An 18,581-nucleotide genomic window follows, 5' to 3' on the forward strand; every position below is an offset into this window, starting at 1 on the left:
CCCGGTTCCGGGCCGGTCACCGCCCGGGGTCGAGCGGCAGGACGGCCGTGGTGGTCCAGCCGGGGGCGGCCGGGGCGGCGCTGAGGGTGCCGCCCAGCGCCTCGACGCGGGCGGTGAGTTCGGCGAGGCCGAGGCCGCCGGCGCCGCGGTGCCGGCGGCGGAGCCGGGGGGCGGGTCCGGACGCGGCGCCGCCCCCGTCGTCGTGGACGGAGACGCGCAGCCGCTCGCCGTCCCGCTCGACCCGGACGGTGACGGCCGCGCCGGTGCCCGCGTGCCGGCGGACATTGGTGAGCGCCTCGACGACGAGCCGGTGCACCGCCTCCTCCACCTCCGGCGCCGCCGCCGCGTCCGGCCCTGAGTCCGCCCCCGCCTCCAGCCGGGCCGTCGGCCCGAACCGCTCCACCACCTCGGCCAGTTCGGCGAGCCCGTGCCGGCGCGGCGAGGGCGCGCGGTCCGGGGCCGCGCCGGTGCCGTCCGGGTCGCGCAGCGTGCTGACCGTGCGGTCCATGGAGTCCAGCGCGCGCAGCCCCGCCGCCTCGATCCGGGCCAGCAGCGCCTTCGCCTCCGCCGGGTCCGTCTCGCCGAGCTGCCCGCCCTGCGCCTCCAGCACGATCCCGGTGACCTCGTGCGCGACGAAGTCGTGCAGATCGCGGGCGACGCTGAGGCGCTGCTCGCGCTGCGCCTCGGCGATCGCGCGGACCCGCCGGGTGTCCAGCGTCCGCAGGTAGAGGCCGATGCCGCCGGCGACGACCGCGACCAGCAGCCCCATCGCCGCGCCCACCAGGTGGTCGGCGAGTTGCTTGCCCGGCTGGTGGAGGGAGAGCCGCAGCGGCAGCAGCACCAGCGCGGTGCCGGTGAGCGCGGTGACGGCGGCCGCGGTGCGCGCGTCCGGGATCCTGACGGCCCGTCCGACGAGCACGGTCAGCGCGGTGGCCTCGATCAGCCCCCAGAGCCCGGCCGCCGAGATCGGCCCCGGGTAGAGCGGGTCGAGGAGGAGCGAGAGGACGGCGGCGAGCGCCGCGGGCCCGGCGAGCGGCGGCCGCCCGGACCGCGGCCAGCAGGCGGCGGCCGCGGCGACGGCGGCGGTGACGACGACCGGCAGCGCCTTGAGCGCCGGGACGGAGGAGACCGGCAGCAGCACCGCCGGCAGCGCGGCGAGCAGGCAGGCGATCAGGGAGCCGCGCGGCACCCGGGCCGGTCGGCGGGACGCGGTCGCTCGGAGGGGCACGGCCTGTCGGCGGGGCACCGCCGTCACCCCGCGGACGGGGGCCGGTGGACGAGGCCGGACTCCCACGCCCGCACCGCGATCCCCACCCGGTTCCGCACCCCCAGCTTCCGCTGGATGCTGGCCACGTGGGTCTTCACCGTGCCGGGGGAGATGAACAGCTCGGCGGCGATGTCGGCGTTGGTGAGGCCCTCGGCGACGCGCCCGGCGATCTCCTCCTCGCGGTCGGTGAGCGGCTCGTCCGGCCCGGGCCGGCGGTCGCCGCGGCGGGGGCGTCCGGTGACATGGCTGAGCAGGCGGACCGTCACCTCGGGGCTGATCAGGCTGTCCCCGGCGACCGCGGCGCGGACGGCGGCCACCAGCAGGGCCGGGCCGGAGCGCTTCAGCAGGAACCCGGAGGCGCCGTTGCGGAGCGCCGGGTAGAGGTATTCGTCCAGGTCGAAGGTGGTGACCACGACGACGCGGAGGGGGTCGGCGCCGCTGTCCGGGGCGGGCGCGACCAGCTCCCGGGTGAGGGCGATGCCGTCCATCCCGGGCATCCGGACGTCGACCAGGGCGACGTCCGGGCGGTGCTGCCGGGCCAGCGCGAGGGCCGTCCGGCCGTCGGGCGCCTCGGCGACGACCTCGAGGTCGGGCTCGTGCTCGAGGATGCGGCGCATGCCGCGGAGCGCCATGGGCTGGTCGTCGGCGAGGAGGACTCGGATCACGCGATCGAAGGGTACGGGGTCGGGACGGGGCACGCGGCGCGGGTACCCCTATGGGGTAGGGTCCGTGGGGTGCGTGGACCTGGCGGCGCGGTGCGGGTGGTGGCCCTGGTGGTCGCTGCGCTCGCGTTGCTGCTGCATCACGGGGCGGGGGACGCCGTGGGGGTTCGGCACGGTGGGCATGGCGCGGCCGGCTCTTACTCGTCCGCGCCCCGCGGCAAAGCCGCCGATATGCAGAGCCGCGCGCCCCTGAACGGCTCAAGCGTGCACGTCGACGGGGCGATGGGCGGCTCGTGCGCGGCGCCGCACTGCGCCTCGGCGGATGTGCGGGGGTTCTCGCTGGCCGCGCCCGTCGCGGGGGCGCTCGCCGGGGATGCCGCCGCCTTGCCGGGGCGGGTCGCCGCCGCCGCGGACGCGCCGCGGGCGCACGGTCCGCCTCCCGATCTCTCGGTCCTCTCGGTGCTGCGCATATAGGCCGATCGGCCTGTCCGCAGCTGATCGCCCTTACCGAGAGACCGAAAAGAGAACACCGTCATGAACGCGATCAACCGTCGCTCCCTGCTCCTCGCGGGCCTCGGCACGGCCGCCGCCGGGACGCTGGCCGCCTGCTCGGCGTCGTCCTCCGGCGGGTCCGCCGACGCCGCCGCACCCAAGCTGGTCCCCGTCGCGGGGGCCGCGGTGGCGGCCGCCGAACGCCGCCGGAAGCACACCGGACGCACCCGCAGCGTCGCCCTCACCGCCGCGCCCGCCGAGCTCGACCTGGGCGGACGCACCGTCAGCAGCTGGGCCTTCGACGGTCGGCTGCCCGGCGCGGCGCTCCGGATGACGGCCGGCGACACCCTCGCCGCCACCGTCACCAACAAGCTGCCCGCGCCCACCACCGTGCACTGGCACGGGGTGGCGCTCCGCAACGACATGGACGGCGTCCCCGGCCTCACCCAGCCGGCCGTCGCCAAGGGGGACTCCTTCACCTACCGGTTCACCGCGGACCGGCCGGGCACCTACTGGTACCACCCGCACGTCGGCGTCCAGCTGGACCGCGGCCTCTACGGGACGCTGGTGGTGGAGGACCCGCACGAGCCGCTCTCCTACGACGACGAGTGGCTGGTCGTCCTCGACGACTGGCTCGACGGGGTCGGCGGCGCCACCCCGGACGCCGTCCTCGCCGAGCTCACCAAGGGCATGGGCGGCACGGGCCACGGCGGGGGCACCAAGAAGAAGAGTGGCGGCGGCCACGACATGGACGGCATGAAGGGGATGGGCGGCACGCGCCCGCTCTCCGGCTCCATGGGCGGCTCCGGCTCGCACATGCTGATGGGCGCCACCAGTCGGCTGCTGGGCGGCGACGCCGGGGACGTGAAGTACCCGTACCACCTGGTCAACGGCCGCCTCCCCACCGCACCGGACAGCTACCGGGGCCGGCCCGGCGCCCGCGTCCGGCTGCGGATCGTCAACGCCGGCGCCGACACCGCCTACCGGGTCGCGCTCGGCGGGCACCGGATGAAGGTCACCCACACCGACGGCTTCCCCGTCGAGCCCGCCGCCGTCGACGCGCTGCTGCTCGGGCCGGGCGAGCGCTACGACGCCCTGGTCACCCTCGGGGACGGCGTCTTCCCGCTCACCGCGCTCGCCGAGGGCAAGGGCGGCGGCGGGATGGCCCTGGTGCGGACCGGCTCGGGTGCGGCCCCGTCCGCGACCGTCCGCCCGAAGGAGCTGGACGGGCGGCTGCTGACCGCGGACCGGCTGCGCGCCGCCGCCGACGTCCGCCTCAAGGCCGCCGCCCCGGACCGGACGGTGCGGATCGCGCTGACCGGGTCGATGGCGAAGTACGACTGGTCGCTCGACGGCCGCCGCTACGACAGCGGGAACCCCCTCGCCGGGGCCCTGACGGTCCGCCAGGGCGAGCGGGTGCGGCTGGAATTCGCCAATCGCAGCGACATGTGGCACCCGATGCATCTGCACGGCCACACCTTCGCGCTGGCCGGAGCCTCCGGTTCCGCCGGCCAGGGGCCGCGCAAGGACACGGTGATCGTCCTGCCCGGGCAGACCGTCCGGGCCGAGTTCGACGCCATCAATCCGGGCCGCTGGATGGTGCACTGCCACAACGCGTACCACGGCGAGGCCGGGATGATGGGCGTGCTGGGCTACCTCGCCTGAGCCCCGCGCTCCGGCCGCCGCCGCCGGCCCGGCCGCCCGACTCCGCTTCGCGCCCGTCCCGGGCGGGTCGCGCGGGTGGCCGGGTCCCGCCCCCGCGTGAACTTCCCCCGCCCGCCACCCGTTCGGAAGATTGGCACCGGGTTCGACGGGCGGTGCCGTCCTAGGATGCGTGCTGGGAGGAAAAGGGACGGTGGCAGCAGTGACTACCCGTGCTGTGAGGGCTCGCTTCACGCGACTGGCCCGCCTCCTCGGCCTGGACCGGAACACGCTGCGGCGCCGTGCCGACCGCGTCCGCACCCTGCTCGGCGCGCTGCTCGGGCTGCTGGTCGCCGGCGCGGCGGTGGGCGCCTGGGTGCTCGGCGTCCGCGTCTACCACGCGCAGCAGGACGCGGTGCAGCGGATGGTGGCCCGGTTGCACCGGGTGCCGGCGACGGCGCTGGAGACGGCGCCGGCCCCGGCGGACGGCAGCGCCACGGGGGCGCATCCCACCGTCATGGTGCGCTGGACGGATCCGGTGAGCCGTGCGCGGCTCACCGGCGAGGCGCAGGTGCCGGACGGCACGGTGCGCGGCGAGCGGGTGCCGATCTGGCTCACCTCGGCGGACGTGCCGGCGCCGATCCCGCAGCGGACCGCCGACCTGGCGGCCGGCTCGGCGGGTGTGGGCGCGGTGGCCTGGCTGGGCGCGACCGGGGTGCTGGTCGCCGGGCACCTGGGCGCGCGCCGCCTGGTGACGTCCCGCCAGCTGCGGGCCTGGGAGCGGGAGTGGGACGAGATCGGCCCCCGCTGGTCCAAGCGGTTCCACTAGTTCCGCTGGGCCGCTCCGGTCGGCCGCAGCCGCTCTGACCTCAGGTTTCGCGGCATGTCGGGGACCAACGGGCCCTGGGGGAGGGGGTGCCTCCGCCGGATTCTGGTGGCGTTCCGCCGGATGAGCCACCGGGACCGGGAGGAGTGGGACGCCATGGCCGAGGACGAGCCGCGGACGAAGGCGGCGCCCCCGTCGGCGCCGAGGAACAGCGTGCGGGTGGAGGTCGACGAGGGCACCCCGTCCCGCTGGATCTGGATCTTCAAGTGGCTGCTGCTGATCCCGCACTACCTGGTGCTGCTGGCGCTGCACCTGGCGGTGGCCGTGGTCTGGGTGGTGGCGCTCTTCTGGATCCTGCTGTGCGGCCACTACCCGCGGCCGCTCTTCGACTTCTCCCTCGGGGTGCTGCGCTGGACGTGGCGGGTGGGGGCGTACGGGTACGCGGGCCTGGTGACGGACGAGTACCCGCCGTTCTCGCTGGCCGAGCGGCCGGAGTACCCGGCGCGGGTGACCGTCGACCACCAGGAGCACTACAGCCGCGGGCTGGTGCTGGTGAAGTGGTGGCTCCTGGCGCTGCCGCAGTACGTGCTGGTCTCGACGTTCACGGGGAGTCTGGCGGTGCTGGGCGGCGGCGGGTTGGCGCTCACCCTGACGCTCTACGCCGGTATCGCACTGCTGTTCACCGGGCGCTACCCGCGGGGGATCTTCGATCTGGTGATCGGTTTGCACCGCTGGCAGATCCGGGTGTTCGCCTATGTCGGGCTGTTGACGGACGAGTATCCGCCGTTCCGGCTGGACCAGGGCGGATCCGAGCGGGCGGAGGAAGTCTGACACAGTGTCAGATTGTGTCGGGAAACCGAGTGGTCATCGTGATGCGGGTGTGACACGTCCGAGGCACTCGCGTGGTACCGATCCCCCATGACCATGCCGATCCGGCTGACGCCGGAACGCCCCGCCCTCGTACGCCTGTTCGGCCGCGGCGCCGCGGCGCGGCGCGTCGACTGGCCGATGGTGGCCGCGGCCCTCGCCCTGATGCTCGTCGGATCGGTGCTCTCCTGGTCCGCCACGGCCCAGCAGGAGATCAACCAGGGCGGCAACCCGCACTTCTACCTCGACCGCCAGCTGGTGAACGCCGCGATCGGGGTGGCGCTCGGCGCGGCCGTCACCGCCGTCGACTACCGGCGGATCCGGCCCTACGCGATCTTCATCTACGGCGCCGCGATGCTGCTGCTCGCCACCGTGCTGACGCCGATCGCCTCCACCGTCAACGGCGCCCACTCCTGGATCGTGCTCGGCGGCGGCCTCTCCGTGCAGCCCTCGGAGTTCACCAAGCCCGCGGTGATCCTGCTGATGGCGGCGCTGCTGGCGGACGCGGTGGACGCCCGGGACGCGGCCGTGCCGACGGGGCGTCAGCTGGTCGCGGCGCTGCTGGTGGCGCTGGTGCCGGCCGGCATCATCATGGCCATCCACGAGCTGGGCACCGCGATGGTGCTGGGCGCCATCGCGATCGGGGTGGTGGCGGTCGCCGGGATGCGGGCCCGCTGGCTCGCCGCGATGGCCGGGGTCGGGGCGGTCGTCGTCTTCGCCGCCGTCCAGCTGCACGTCCTCTCCCAGTACCAGGTGGACCGGTTCGCGGCCTTCGCCGACCCGCGGCTGGACCCGTCCGGCGTCGGCTACAACGCCCAGCAGGCCCGGATCGCCATCGGCTCCGGCGGGCTGCTGGGCGCCGGCCTCTTCCACGGCTCGCAGACCAACGGCGGCTACGTCCCCGAGCAGCACACCGACTTCGTCTTCACGGTGGCCGGCGAGGAGTTCGGGTTCGTCGGCGGGATCGTGCTGATCGGGCTCTTCGGGGTGGTGCTCTGGCGGGCCCTGGGGATCGCCCGCCACGCCGGCGACCGGTTCGGCACGCTGGTGGCCGCCGGGGTGGTCTGCTGGATCGCCTTCGAGGCCTTCGAGAACATCGGGATGACGCTCGGCATCATGCCGGTCGCCGGCATCCCGCTGCCGCTGGTCTCCTACGGCGGCTCCTCGATGTTCGCCACCTGCATCGCGCTCGGGCTCCTGCAGTCGGTCCGGATCCGCGCGGGATCCGGGCACGGCTCCGCACGGTGACGTCCGGGGCCGCCCGCGGCCCGTACGCTGGCCCCATGGTGGTGAGCGACGGGCCCGAGGCCGCCGGCCTCGGCGAGGAGCTGTTCCGGACCGCGGCCGCGCTGCGCCGCCTGCAGCGGAGGCGGCTGCGCGGCAGCGTCCCCGGCCCGCCGCTGCGCGGCGCCCAGCTGGAGCTGCTGCACGTCGTCGAGGAGCACCCCGGGATCGGCGTCGCCACCGCCGCCCGCGCGCTGCGGCTCGCCCCCAACTCCGTCTCCACCCTCATCCGGCAACTCGCCGACCTGGGCATGCTCGCCCGCGAGCCCGATCCGGACGACGGCCGCGCCGTCCGGCTGCGCCTCACCGAGGCCGCCGAGCGCCGCCTCGCCGCCTGGCGCGCCGCCCGCTCCCGGCTCGCCGCCGAGGCGATGGGCCGCCTCGCCCCCGCCGACCGCACCGCCCTCGCCGCCGCCCTCCCCGCCCTCCGCGCCCTCCTCTCCGCGGTGGAGGAGGGGCCGGACATCGCCGTCGTCCCCACCGACGACGCGTCCTGATCCGCCGCCGATGGGGGCGCGCGGACGGCCGGAGACCGGCCAAACGCCGTGCACCACAGTTGTCCTGACCTCGCCCTGCGCACTCGACGCCGCAGGGCGTTTCCTGTTGCCTGCCGAGTCGGACACGGGAAACCGTCCTGATCGCCTTGTCCGGCGTCGCCGCCCCATCGCAGGCTGAATCGCGGTGGCCGAGCGCCGCCCGGACCGATTCCTCGGAGGCCAGCGTGCCGGAAGCCACCGGGTCGTTCGGACGGGAGCTGCGTGAGCGGCGTGTCCGTGCAGGGCTCTCACTGCAAGGCCTCGCCGACCTCGTCCACTACAGCAAGGGCCAGTTGAGCAAGGTCGAGCGCGGCCGGCAGCGGCCGTCACGCGAACTGGCCGGACTGTGCGACGAACGGCTCGGCGCCGGCGGCGCACTGGTCCGGCTCGCCGCCGATGGGACGGCGGGGGAGGGGATAGATATGGACCGGGACCGACGGCAGCTGATGGTGGCGGGGATCGCCGCGGCGCTGGCGCCGGGGAACGAGCTGGTCGCGTTTCCCCAGCTGCTGCCGCACCTCGCACCGCCGCGACCGGTGGACGGCCGCGCCGGGGGCGGTGCGTTCCTGGAGAGTTCCCGCGCGCTGCTCCTCGGGCTGCGGGCGATGGGTCAGGTGTCCGCGCCGGCGCAGGTCATCCCGACGGCAGCCGCCCATGCACGCACCTTGCTGCTGGCGACCGCGGACGCCTCCGGACGGGACCGCGCCGAGCTGCTCCGCCTTGCCTCCCGGTTCACCGAGTACGTCGGCTGGCTGGCGCAGGAGCAGGGCGACGACCGCACCGCCTTGGCGTGGACCGCCCGCGCGGTCGAGCTGGCCAGGGCCGCGGGCGACCGCGACCTGGCGGCCTATGCACTGATACGCGATGCCCTGGTTGCGCTCTACCGCAACGACGCCGCCCGGACCGTCGCCGCGGCGCGGCGTGCCCAGGCCGACGGTGTCCCCGTGCACATTTGCCGGCAGGCTGCGCAGCGCGAGGCCCAGGGCCATGCGCTGGCCGGGGACGCCGCAGCCGCCCTCGACTGCCTCGACCGGGCGCGGGACCTGACGGAGCATCCGGCAGGCCGGGCCTCCGAACCTGTGCTCGGCTCGATGCACGTCCCGGACCCCGTCGCCGCCGCGACCGGCTGGTGCCTCTACGATCTCGGCCGGCCCGCCGAGGCCGCCGCGATACTCGACGCCCAGACCGCCGCGATGCCCGGGGCCGCCCTCCGCGCCCGCGCGCGGTTCGGAGTCCGGGCCGCGCTGGCCCATGCGGCGGCCGGCGAGGTGGAGCGGGCCTGCGCCGGTGTGGCGCCGCTGCTGCCCACCCTCGCGGCCACCGGCTCCGCGACCGTCGCCGTCGATGTGCGGGCGCTCGCCCGCACGCTTGCCCGGCATCCGCGCAACGCCGAGGTGCGCCGGCTCCTCCCGGAACTGACCACCCTTCATCTTCCGTAGCGGCGGCGCTGATTCCGCGCCCGCCACCACCGAGCCCTCATGTCCTGTTCCTCGACCACGCACAAAGGGGAGACCTCGCCGTGTCGCATGTCTTCATCAACTACCGCACCGGCAACTCGGACGAGACCGCGGTCCTGCTCCGTCGTGAACTCGGCAGGCGCTTCGGCGACCAGCAGATCTTCTGCGCCGCCGTGGACCTGCCGGCCGGGCAGCCGTTCCCCGCCGAGCTGCGCCGGGCGCTGCGGCGCAGCGAGGTGCTGCTCGTCGTCATCGGCCCCGACTGGTCGACGGACCCGCGGCTGAGGGAGCGCGACGACTGGGTCCGGCAGGAGATCCGGCTCGCGCTCGGCAACGGTATGGCTGTCCTTCCCGTCCTGGTGGGGCGGCGGACGGAGCGGCTGCGCGCCGCCGATTTGCCGCGGGACATCGCGGTCGTCGCCGAGCACAACTCCGTGGTCTACGACACCCACTCCGATTCCGACGACATCCGCCGCCTCGGCGACGCGCTGGTCGACCTCGACCCCGAACTGGGCGGCTTCGACACCCAGCCGGCGGAGGGGGAGGTGGAGGGCGGCGTGCCGCCGCTCACCGCAGGGACGTCCAGCATCGGCGGTGACGTCCGGAACTCCTCGGTGATGCAGACCGGGAACATCCACGGCAACAACGGGGCCATCGTCAACGGGCCGATCAAGGGCCAGCTGCACACCGGCCGCGGTGATGTCCACGTCCACGGACTGCCCGACGGCAGGCGGGAGGGGAGGCGTTGAGCGACACCTACACCAGTCACTTCGCCGGCCCGACCGGTCCGGTCTTCTCCGGCGAGGGCGACCAGTTCAACCTCTACTTCGAATTCGTCGGGTTCGACAGGGGAACCGACGAGCCACCTTCCTCGACGGACCGCCCGAGCCCGGGCGGGCTGGCGGCCGGTCAACTCAAGTGGCTGGTCGGGTGCTTCGTGCCCGGAGCGGGTACCGACGAGGCGCGCAAACGCCTTGCCGACCGGCGCGCCGTCATCCTGGTGGGGGACCCCGGCAGCGGGCGAACGACCGCCGGGAGGGTGCTCCTCGCCCAGACCGAGGGCGACGGCGCCTACCGTGAACTGCTGGTCGACGAAAGAAGCGACGAGGGATTCCTCCGGATCGACCCGGGCGACATCGCGGAGGGCGACCGCCTGCTCCTCGATCTCTCCGACGCGGACCAGGCACGATGGAAACAACTCGAGCCGCAGCTCTCACCACTCATCGGGACGGTGCAGCAGCACAATGCCCGGATCGCAGTTATTGCACCGCAAAGCCCCCAGCCCGAGTGCTATTCGTTCATGGCCGCAGTGCAGCGTCCCGACGAGCGGCACGTGCTTCTCCGCCATCTCCGCAAGCACGGGATCGGCCGCCATGTCCAGGATGCGGAGTCGGACGGAGACATCGCGCTTCCCCCCGAGATCGAGGCCTACTTCGACCGCCGCCCTCCGATGCGGAGTCTGGCGCATGTGGCCGACCTGATCGTCCGCAACCGGGACAGCGACCCGTGGGCCGACCTGGGCCACTGGTGCCGCAGTGCGCTGGCCGCCCTCTCCGAACTCCGCGGTCCGGCAGCCGAGCTGACAGCCCGGCTCCGCACCGGGCAGCAGCGAGCGCTGCTGCTCGCCGCCGCGATGCTGCACGGCTCCCGAGTCGACCATGTGCACCTCGCCGCGGAAAGCCTGCTGGCGACCGTCCGCCATCAGTACGAGCAGGCGCAGCTGCTGGAGCGCGACGACCTCGCGGCACGGCTGGGGGAGTGCGATGCGGAGGTCGACGCGCAGGGGCGGGTGCGGATGAAGCAATTCGGGCTCGCCTCGGCGATCCGCAGGCACTTCTGGACGAACGTCCCCGATCTGAGAGCCGACCTGCAGGCCTGGATCGCGGGGCTGGTCGCCGGTGGCGATCTCGATCCAAGTGAACGCACCGGCCTGGTCGCGCACTTCGCCGACCAGAGCCTCGGCGGCGGCTCCCCCGAGTACCTCGTCGAGCTCGCGAAGGCGTGCTCTGCGGCCGGCCGCGGCAAGCACGCGGCTCTCGCGCTGGAGTTGGGGCTCCGGGACGACGACCATGCACGGTACTTCCGCCGCGCCGTCTACGACCTGTCCCGGACCGACTCGCTGCCGGAGCGCATGGTCGGCGTCCTCAGCGGGGTGTGCGCCGAGGTTATCGCCGTCCGCTACCCCGACGAGGCGCTCGTCCGGCTTCACCATCTGACGAGGCGCCATCCCCGCAACCCCGTGCCGTTCCGCGCGGTGCTGCGACTCGTCGAGGCCGACCGGCGGATGCTCCGGCTCTTCGCCGCCCGGCTGGTCCGGGCGGCCGATGCGGGCGGCAGCGCCGCCGACTCGGACCTCTTCCTGGCCGTCGCGCCGATCGCGGCCCGGCACCTGTCCGCGGACCGATGCGCCGCCCTGGAGCCGTGCTGGGCCGCAGCGCTGCGAATCCGGGGGCACCGGGAGTGGGAGGGCCCCGTCATCGCCTGGCTGCGGGCCGCCAACGGCCCCGCGCGGCGTCGCGAAGCTCTGGTCAGCGCACTGGTGGGAGCCGCCGAGCCCGTCGAGCACGGTCGGCTGTACGGCCTCGCCCGGCGGGTCGGTACCGCCGCTGCGGACGCCGTCTTCCGGAACATCGACGTCGTCCAGGGGATGCCCGCCGAAGGTGATGACGCGAATCCCAGAACATCCGAGCCGTCAGGAGCGATGCACCCATGAACGGAAGCCGGACCACGGTGGCGGTCTTCGTCACCGCCATCTGCGCACTCGTCGCCGTCATCTGCGGTCTCCTCGCCCACTTCGCTCCCTGGACCTGGGGCGCAGCCGGCGTGACGGCGCTCCTCGTCCCGGTCGTGATCCTGCGCCTGACGGCACCGCGCGCGGCGCTCATCCCGCCCGACCGGCAACTCTGCCCCGACCTGCCCATCCCGCCGCAGGAGAAGTGGGAGCGTCGCCTGGTGGATGTGCGGCTCGCCAGTGCCTGGGACGACTACGCGTTCCTCTTCTCGGCCACCGTGCAGTGGCGGCCTTTCGACGCTGCGCCCGACGACCGTTCCGTCAACCCGGGCGGCATCGCCGTCGGGGAGGTCCTGGCACGGGCACAGCTGATCACCGCGGCCACCGAGCCCGGCGACTATGCCCTCGCCCAGCACCAACTCGACGCTGCCCTGGCCCGGATGGAGCCGGACGCCGCCGGATCCGTTGACGCGATGGCGACCGACGTCGTGCTGCGGCTCGTCGACGCCGACCGCCAGCGCCTGGAGAGCCTCGCGGACGTCCGCAAGAAGGAGGCCGTCTGGGAGCACCGGCGCAAGTACGAGCTCAACCAGCGCGCCTACCTCGGCGGTGACGTCCTCAAGGACACCGGCAGCGCAGTGGTGTGGTGGCTGGCGCGCAATGAGGACCGGATCGAGAAGGTGGTCGACGACATCGGGCTGCTCGCCCATCTGACGGCTGCGGCGAACAACGAGGACGTTCCGGAGCGCTTCCGGCATCCGGCCGGACAATCGGACACGCCGGACACATCCGCCAGATGGGATCCGGCGGCCCCGCCCGGCAGCCACAACGGCTTCTCCCTGCCCGGCTGGGCTGCGGACGGCTTCCGCGGTGCGGCCCGCGACGAGATCGGGGCCGTGGAGGACCTCTTCGCGTCGTCCGGCTTCGAGCCCGGACACCCGAGTCGCCCGCTTATCGCCCGTCAGATCGCTCAAGCGCTCGCCACCAGCGGAAACGCCGCGGCAGCCGCACGCATCAGGGAGTACTACGACCCGGATCCCGAACCGAAATCCGAGCCCGGCGCCGATCCGGCCGGCGGTACGCAGGCCGAATCGGGCACGACGTACGAGGAGGCACCATGACCGGTTGGACCACGGCACTGGCCACGGCGGCCGGTACCACTGCGGTGGGGCTGGCGGTCACCGCAGTGTGGAACCGGCTGAGGCGCGGTGCGGCCGCGGCGCTCCGCCCGCTCGAGCGCTCCGAACGGGCGGGGCGTCCGGGAACCGAGTCCGAAGCCGGCGGCCGCATCCGGAACGGGATCGACGGCTCGGTGGACGGCAGCACGGTGGTCCAGGCGGGCGATGTCCATGGTGATGTGCGGGCCCGACGCTGAGTCACGATCGCGGTTCCGGGGGCGGATACGGGCGGGATCACGTTGGGGGGGGCTGGTGTTGCGGCACGTCGGAGGGGGGATGGGACCTATGGCCTCGATCTTGGGGGACGAACGGCTCTGGACCGGGGGTTCCCGCTCTGCGAAGTCTGATCGCTGGGGGCACAGCACCACACCACCCACAGAACCGCGAGAGGAACCCAGAGGATGCCTAGGAGCGAGCCCGGCGGCGCCACCCACAGCGACGTCGACGTGCCCGGCGGAGGTCCTGGCCGCAACACGGAGGAGATGGCGCGGGAGGAGGCGCTGCGGCTGCTCGGCAGCGTCCCGTTCGGGCGGGTGGTCTTCACCCTCCACGCGCTGCCCGCCATCCGTCCCGTCAACCACCTGCTGGAGGACGGCGCGATCCTGATCCGCACCCATGCCGGGGCCGAGCTGGCGGAGGCCGCCCGGCGCGACGAGGGGCGAGGGACGGTGGTCGCCTACGAGGCGGACAGCCTGGACGCGGAGAGCATGACCGGCTGGAGCGTGGTGGTCACCGGCTACCTGCGCCCGGTCACCGACCCGGTGGAGGAGGCGCGGCTGCGCGAGCGCCTGCATCCCTGGGTGGACCGGGACATGGACCGGGCCGTCCGGATCGACCCCGACCTGGTGACCGGCTACCGCCTGCGGCCGCGCTGACCCCACGTCAGGACCCCTGCGCACTACGCTGGAGGGGCGGCGAGGGGAGGCGGTCGGGATGACCGGCGGGCGGCTGATGGGGATCGAGGAGGTGGCCCGGCGGACGGGCCTGACCGTGCGGGCGGTCCGCCACTACGAGGCCGCCGGGCTGCTGCCGCCCGACGTCGACGGCCCCGGCCCGCGCGGCTACCGGGACGCCGACGTCGAACGGCTGCGGCTGGCCGCCCGGATGCGTCCGCTCGGCCTCTGCCTCGCCGATGTGCGGGCGCTGCTGGACCTGCTCGACCGGCTGCCCGGCTTCCCCCGCCAGGGCGGGGACGGCCCGGACGGCGAGTGCGCCGACGTCGCCGCCCGGCTGCGCCGCCATGCCGACCATGCCGACCTGCGCTGCGCCGACCTGCGCGCCGAGCTGGAGCGCGCCGAGGGCTTCGCCCGCGCGCTGCGCGAGCACGCCGACCGGGTGGAGCGCGCCTCGGCGGCCCGGAGCACCGCCGCGGGCTGACGGGTTCCGTGCGGACGGCCCCTTGCGGGCAGGCCGATCCGGCGACAACCCTGGTGGTCCGACGTCGCGTTGGAGGAACGATGCTGCGGATCGCCGAAGTGCACGCCGTCGAGATCCTCGACTCCCGCGCCCGGCCCACCCTCGCGGTGGTCCTGCGCACCCCGCAGGGCCTGAAGGTGCGCGCCGGGGTGCCGTCCGGGGCGTCCACCGGCCGCCGGGAGGCCGTCGAGCTGCGCGACGGCGACCCCGACCGGTACGGCGGCAAGGGCGTCTCCCGCGCGGTGGCCGCCGTCAACGGCGAGATCGCGGACGCGCTGACCGGCCGCGAGTTCGACTCCTTCCGGGAGGTGGACGACGCGCTGCGCGAGCTGGACGGCACCGAGGACAAGTCGCGGCTGGGCGCCAACGCGCTCGTCGGGGTGTCGATGGCGGCCGCGCGCGCCGAGGCGCTGCTGGGCGACCGGGAGCTGTGGGAGCACCTGGCGGCCGTCGCCGGGGCCCGGCCGCGGCTGCCGGTGCCGCACTTCAACGTGGTCAACGGCGGTGCGCACGCCGACAACCCGCTGGACTTCCAGGAGTTCATGGTGGCCCCGCTGGGCGCGCCGTCGATGGCCGAGGCGGTGCGGGCCGGCGCCGAGGTGTACGCCGCGCTGCGCGGCCGGCTCGCCGGGCTGGGCGAGCCGCTGGGCCTCGGCGACGAGGGCGGCTTCGCCCCGACGGTGACCCTGGAGCAGCCCGAGGAGGTGCTGGAACTGCTGGTCGGGGCGATCGGCGACGCCGGCTACGAGGCGGGCCGGGGCGGGGTGGCGCTGGCGCTCGACCCGGCGGCGAGCGGGTTCGCCGCGGACGGCGGCGGATACACGGTGGCCGGCGAGTCGCTGACGTCCGACCAGCTGATCGACCGCTACGAGGAGATGGTGGACCGGTTCCCGGTGTGGAGCATCGAGGACGGCCTCGGCGAGGACGACCGGGAGGGCTGGACCCGGCTCACCGCGCGGCTGGGCGGGCGGGTGCAGCTGGTCGGGGACGACGTCTTCGTCACCAACCCGGGGATCATCGCGGAGGCGGTGCAGGCGAAGATCGGCACGGCGGCGCTGATCAAAGTGAACCAGGTGGGCACGGTGAGCGAGACGCTGGACGCGGTGCGGGTCTGCCGGGAGGCCGGCTATGCGCAGATGGTCTCGCACCGGTCGGGCGAGACGGAGGACGCCTTCATCGCCGACCTGGCGGTGGGAACGGGCTGCGGCCAGATCAAGGCGGGGGCGCCGGCCCGGGGCGAGCGGGCGGCGAAGTACGCCCGGCTGCTGGAGGTCGCGGACGCGCGGCCCGGGCTGGAGTACGGCTGGGTGCGGGCCCGCTGACGGCGGACGGGCGGCCTACCAGCGGCCGATCTCGCTGGTGAGGTCGAGGGCGAGGACGCGGTCGGTGAACGCGAACGCCTCGAAGCGGGCGCCCGGCGGCGCCGTCGGATCGTCGGCGAGGCGGCGCAGCATCCGCAGCACGCGCGGGGTGTCGAGGCCGTCCTCCAGCGCCGCCACCAGCTCGCCGCGGACCGCGTCCGGCACGGGCCGGGACGGCGAGTCCGCCCACTCCGCGACCGACCGCCGCCACGCCGCCGCCTCCGCGGCGGCCTCCGCGAGCCGCTCCTCCGTCAGATCCACCTGCTGCGCCGGGCGGTGGCCGAGCAGCACCATCCGCAGCGGCAGCGGCTCGGCCGTCCGATAGCCGCGCCCCGTCACCGGGCCGGCCTCCAGCACGGTGTCCGGCTCCCGGAACGGCCCGCGCCCCGGCGGCCGGACGTTGAGCGCCGCGGCGCGCGCCGCGAGCTCAGCCGGCACCGCCGCGCCGACCTGCGCCGGACGGCCCGTCAGCTCGGCCCACCGGACCAGCACATCGGCGAGCAGCAGCCCCCGCAGCGTCACCGGCTCCGCCACGCCGACCCGCGTCCCGCGTCCGTCCTCCGCCCACGTCATGCACCCACGCTACCGGGGCCAGTGCGCCGGGCGCGGGAGACCGGCGGGCAGCCGGGTGCCGGCGCCGCCGGACGCGGCGGCCAGCTGCGGCGGGGTGAGGTAGAGCGCGCCGGTGAGGTCGGCGTCCGCGAGCCGGGTGTCCCGCAGGTCTGCGCCGAGCAGGTCCGCGCCGCGCAGATCGGCGCCGGTGAGGTCGGCGGCGATCAGATAGGCGCCGCGCAGGTCGGCGCCGCGGAGGGCGGCCTTGCGCAGGTCGCGTCCGATCAGGTCGGCGTTGCGGCGGTCCGGGCCGGCGTCGGGGCCGCGCTGCAGCTCGCTGGCGCGGGCGAGCAGCGGGCCGAGCTCGGCGCGCAGCGCGCCGGGGTCGGCGGCGAGGACGGTGTCGGCGTCCGCGCCGGCCAGCGCCGTCAACGCGGCGCGGATCCGCTCCAGTTCGGGGTGGACGGGCGCGGCGCGGCGCATCGCGAGCGCCGCGGCGGCGAAGTACACCAGCTCGTGGACCTGCCGCAGCACGGCGAACGCGGTGAACATCCGCTCCCGCTCGGCGCGGGGCTGCTGGTGCCAGTCGCGTCCGCCGAAGGTGACCTGGACGGTCTGCTGTCCGGCGCCCAGGCAGTCGAAGACCGTGCACCCGGACCACCCCGACTCCCGCAGCCGGTCGTGGATGCCGCAGCGGGAGTCGTCGCGCAGATGGCGGCAGGGCCGCCCGGCGGGCTTGTTCTCCGCGAAGGCGGCGTTGCCGGTGCTGCGCGCGAACGGCAGGGCCGTGCAGCACAGGCCGGAGCAGCGCGAGCAGTCGGCGCGCAGGGGGAGCGGGGTCTCGTCGGTCGCGTCGTTCACCTGCGCATTGTGCCGGAAAACCGCTCGGCGGTTGTCGGTGGCGGGTGGCAGTCTGGCGGGCATGGGGATGACGGGGACGACCGGGGCGGTGGGGATGACCGGGATGGTGGGGACGATGGGGACGATGGGGACGATGGGGACGGTGGGGTCGACGGGGTCGACGGGGGAGCTGACGATCACCGCGGGCGACGCGACCTGCCCGCTCGCGGCCGGGCCGAAGATCGTCGCGCATGTCTGCAACGACCGCGGCGGCTGGGGCAAGGGCTTCGTGCTGGCGCTGTCGCGGCGCTGGCCCGAGCCGGAGAAGGCGTTCCGGCGCTGGCACCGGGAGCGCGCCGGCAACGACTTCGGGCTGGGCGCGGTGCAGTTGGTGCGCGTCCGGCCGGACACCTGGGTGGCCAACATGGTCGGCCAGCACGGCGTCAGGCCGGGCAGCGGCGGCCCGCCGGTCCGCTACGAGGCGATCGCCGCCTGCCTGGCCACCCTCGCGACGGAGGCGCTCCGCCTCGGCGCCTCCGTCCACATGCCCCGCATCGGCTGCGGTCTGGCGGGCGGCACCTGGTCGCGGATCGAGCCGCTGGTGGCGGAGCACCTGGTGGCCCGGGGCGTGTGGGTGACGGTCTACGACCACGGGTGACGCGACGAGGTGGTGTCAGCCCGCCTTCGTCACGGTTCCGTTGGACATGAAGTAGTGCCCGCCGCAGCTGTACTCGCTGTAGTGGCCCTGCTGCCAGACGCAGACGCCCGCGTAGTAGCCGGGGCCGTCCCAGTACCAGCTGGTGGAGGTGGAGCCGGCGGAGTCGAGGGTGTGGAAGCTGTTGAGGTTCTGCGAGGACGAGGTGTTGGACGGGTAGACGCGTTCGTAGTGGAACTCGCAGGCGTGGCCGGCCGAGCGCATGCTGCCCATGGCGTAGCCGCCGGTGCCGGACGTCTTGAGGTCCAGCCAGGCTTCGCAGCCGTGGGAGACGGCGAGCGAGCCGGGGACGTAGCCGGCGTCGGTGGGGGTGGGCAGCCCGGGGGAGGAGGAGGCGCTCGCGGAGGCGTGCGAGGCCGGAGACGTCGGCTTGGGCTTGGGCTTGGAGGCGGCGGCGGTGCCGGTCGACTTCACGGAGGCGGACGCGGACGGCGGGCCGGCGACGTGCTTGGCGCCGCGGCGGTGGCCGGGTCCGTCGGGGAAGGAGCCGCGCCGGCCGTCCGACGCGGAGGCGGACGGTCCCGCCCCGTCGGCGGCGGTGCTGTGCCGCGCGGCGGCGGAGCCCTTGCCGTGCCCGCCCCCGCCGAGCACCGCCCACGCGGCGCCCCCGCCTCCGACCACGACCACCGCCGCGGCGACGGCGGCGACGACGGCGCCCCGCCGGCTCCGCCGCCGCGGCCCCCCGACACCTGCCGCGGGCCCGACCACCACCTCGGGAGCGCCACCGCCGGGGTAGGCGATCCGGGGAGTGTCCCG

General features: G+C 75.0%; 19 protein-coding genes and 1 pseudogene. 15 read left to right on the plus strand and 5 right to left on the minus strand.

Features of this window, described 5'->3' with window-relative positions; translation table 11 throughout:
• Positions 1 to 16: 16 nt before the first annotated feature.
• The gene (locus tag BIV57_RS20280; protein WP_245797821.1) at positions 17 to 1,228 is read right to left on the minus strand and encodes a sensor histidine kinase; all 1,212 of its coding nucleotides are present in this window, start codon (positions 1,226 to 1,228) and stop codon (positions 17 to 19) included.
• 23 nt (positions 1,229 to 1,251) lie between these two features.
• A complete protein-coding gene (locus tag BIV57_RS20285; protein WP_071658293.1) occupies positions 1,252 to 1,899 on the minus strand; it encodes a response regulator in 648 nt (215 codons plus the stop codon).
• A 132-nt stretch (positions 1,900 to 2,031) separates the two neighbouring features.
• Here BIV57_RS20285 and BIV57_RS24685 point away from each other — a divergent pair, with 132 nt between their 5' ends.
• The 14 genes from BIV57_RS24685 to eno all read left to right on the plus strand — a co-directional run bounded on the left by BIV57_RS24685 (position 2,032) and on the right by eno (position 15,679).
• A complete protein-coding gene (locus tag BIV57_RS24685) occupies positions 2,032 to 2,403 on the plus strand; it encodes a DUF6153 family protein (RefSeq protein WP_139275740.1) in 372 nt (123 codons plus the stop codon).
• A gap of 60 nt (positions 2,404 to 2,463) precedes the next feature.
• On the plus strand, positions 2,464 to 4,086 hold the full coding sequence (locus BIV57_RS20295) for a multicopper oxidase family protein (protein ID WP_071658295.1): 1,623 nt from the start codon (positions 2,464 to 2,466) through the stop codon (positions 4,084 to 4,086).
• 214 nt (positions 4,087 to 4,300) lie between these two features.
• Positions 4,301 to 4,891: an Rv1733c family protein gene (locus BIV57_RS20300; RefSeq protein ID WP_071658296.1), complete on the plus strand. Its 591-nt coding sequence runs from the start codon at positions 4,301 to 4,303 to the stop codon at positions 4,889 to 4,891.
• A 120-nt stretch (positions 4,892 to 5,011) separates the two neighbouring features.
• Positions 5,012 to 5,719, plus strand: coding sequence for a DUF4389 domain-containing protein (locus BIV57_RS20305; protein WP_245797822.1), 708 nt, complete (start codon positions 5,012 to 5,014; stop codon positions 5,717 to 5,719).
• An 87-nt stretch (positions 5,720 to 5,806) separates the two neighbouring features.
• On the plus strand, positions 5,807 to 7,003 hold the full coding sequence (rodA, locus tag BIV57_RS20310; protein ID WP_071658297.1) for a rod shape-determining protein RodA: 1,197 nt from the start codon (positions 5,807 to 5,809) through the stop codon (positions 7,001 to 7,003).
• 35 nt (positions 7,004 to 7,038) lie between these two features.
• Positions 7,039 to 7,536, plus strand: a complete 498-nt coding sequence (locus BIV57_RS20315; RefSeq protein ID WP_079170528.1) for a MarR family transcriptional regulator — start codon at positions 7,039 to 7,041, stop codon at positions 7,534 to 7,536.
• Between the two features lie 224 nt (positions 7,537 to 7,760).
• Positions 7,761 to 9,014, plus strand: coding sequence for a helix-turn-helix domain-containing protein (locus BIV57_RS20320; protein WP_071658298.1), 1,254 nt, complete (start codon positions 7,761 to 7,763; stop codon positions 9,012 to 9,014).
• 80 nt (positions 9,015 to 9,094) lie between these two features.
• A complete protein-coding gene (locus BIV57_RS25405; protein ID WP_071658299.1) occupies positions 9,095 to 9,781 on the plus strand; it encodes a toll/interleukin-1 receptor domain-containing protein in 687 nt (228 codons plus the stop codon).
• A complete protein-coding gene (locus BIV57_RS20330; RefSeq protein ID WP_071658300.1) occupies positions 9,778 to 11,745 on the plus strand; it encodes a hypothetical protein in 1,968 nt (655 codons plus the stop codon). Before BIV57_RS25405 ends, BIV57_RS20330 begins: the two co-directional genes overlap by 4 nt.
• Positions 11,742 to 12,884: a hypothetical protein gene (locus tag BIV57_RS20335; RefSeq protein ID WP_071658301.1), complete on the plus strand. Its 1,143-nt coding sequence runs from the start codon at positions 11,742 to 11,744 to the stop codon at positions 12,882 to 12,884. The genes BIV57_RS20330 and BIV57_RS20335 overlap by 4 nt, the downstream gene beginning before the upstream one ends.
• A complete protein-coding gene (locus BIV57_RS20340) occupies positions 12,881 to 13,138 on the plus strand; it encodes a hypothetical protein (RefSeq protein WP_071658302.1) in 258 nt (85 codons plus the stop codon). Before BIV57_RS20335 ends, BIV57_RS20340 begins: the two co-directional genes overlap by 4 nt.
• Before the next feature lie 204 nt (positions 13,139 to 13,342).
• Entirely contained in the window at positions 13,343 to 13,816 is a 474-nt protein-coding gene (locus BIV57_RS20345; protein WP_071658303.1) for a pyridoxamine 5'-phosphate oxidase family protein, read from the plus strand.
• A gap of 58 nt (positions 13,817 to 13,874) precedes the next feature.
• Positions 13,875 to 14,318: a MerR family transcriptional regulator gene (locus tag BIV57_RS20350; protein ID WP_071658304.1), complete on the plus strand. Its 444-nt coding sequence runs from the start codon at positions 13,875 to 13,877 to the stop codon at positions 14,316 to 14,318.
• 80 nt (positions 14,319 to 14,398) lie between these two features.
• Positions 14,399 to 15,679, plus strand: a complete 1,281-nt coding sequence (eno, locus tag BIV57_RS20355) for a phosphopyruvate hydratase (RefSeq protein WP_071658305.1) — start codon at positions 14,399 to 14,401, stop codon at positions 15,677 to 15,679.
• 15 nt (positions 15,680 to 15,694) lie between these two features.
• Here the strand turns inward: eno and BIV57_RS20360 are convergent, their stop codons facing one another.
• Positions 15,695 to 16,291, minus strand: a complete 597-nt coding sequence (locus tag BIV57_RS20360; protein WP_071658306.1) for a hypothetical protein — start codon at positions 16,289 to 16,291, stop codon at positions 15,695 to 15,697.
• Between the two features lie 9 nt (positions 16,292 to 16,300).
• Positions 16,301 to 17,131 (minus strand): pentapeptide repeat-containing protein, encoded by an 831-nt coding sequence (locus BIV57_RS20365; protein ID WP_071658314.1) that lies wholly within the window; start codon positions 17,129 to 17,131, stop codon positions 16,301 to 16,303.
• Between the two features lie 133 nt (positions 17,132 to 17,264).
• Here BIV57_RS20365 and BIV57_RS20370 point away from each other — a divergent pair, with 133 nt between their 5' ends.
• The gene (locus tag BIV57_RS20370) at positions 17,265 to 17,768 is read left to right on the plus strand and encodes a macro domain-containing protein (protein ID WP_071658307.1); all 504 of its coding nucleotides are present in this window, start codon (positions 17,265 to 17,267) and stop codon (positions 17,766 to 17,768) included.
• A gap of 15 nt (positions 17,769 to 17,783) precedes the next feature.
• On the opposite strand, the pseudogene BIV57_RS25410 reads toward BIV57_RS20370, so the two are convergent.
• A pseudogene (locus BIV57_RS25410) lies at positions 17,784 to 18,581 on the minus strand (serine/threonine-protein kinase); the annotation flags it as partial.

The organism is Mangrovactinospora gilvigrisea, from assembly GCF_001879105.1.
GTDB classification, from domain to species: Bacteria; Actinomycetota; Actinomycetes; order Streptomycetales; family Streptomycetaceae; genus Mangrovactinospora; species Mangrovactinospora gilvigrisea.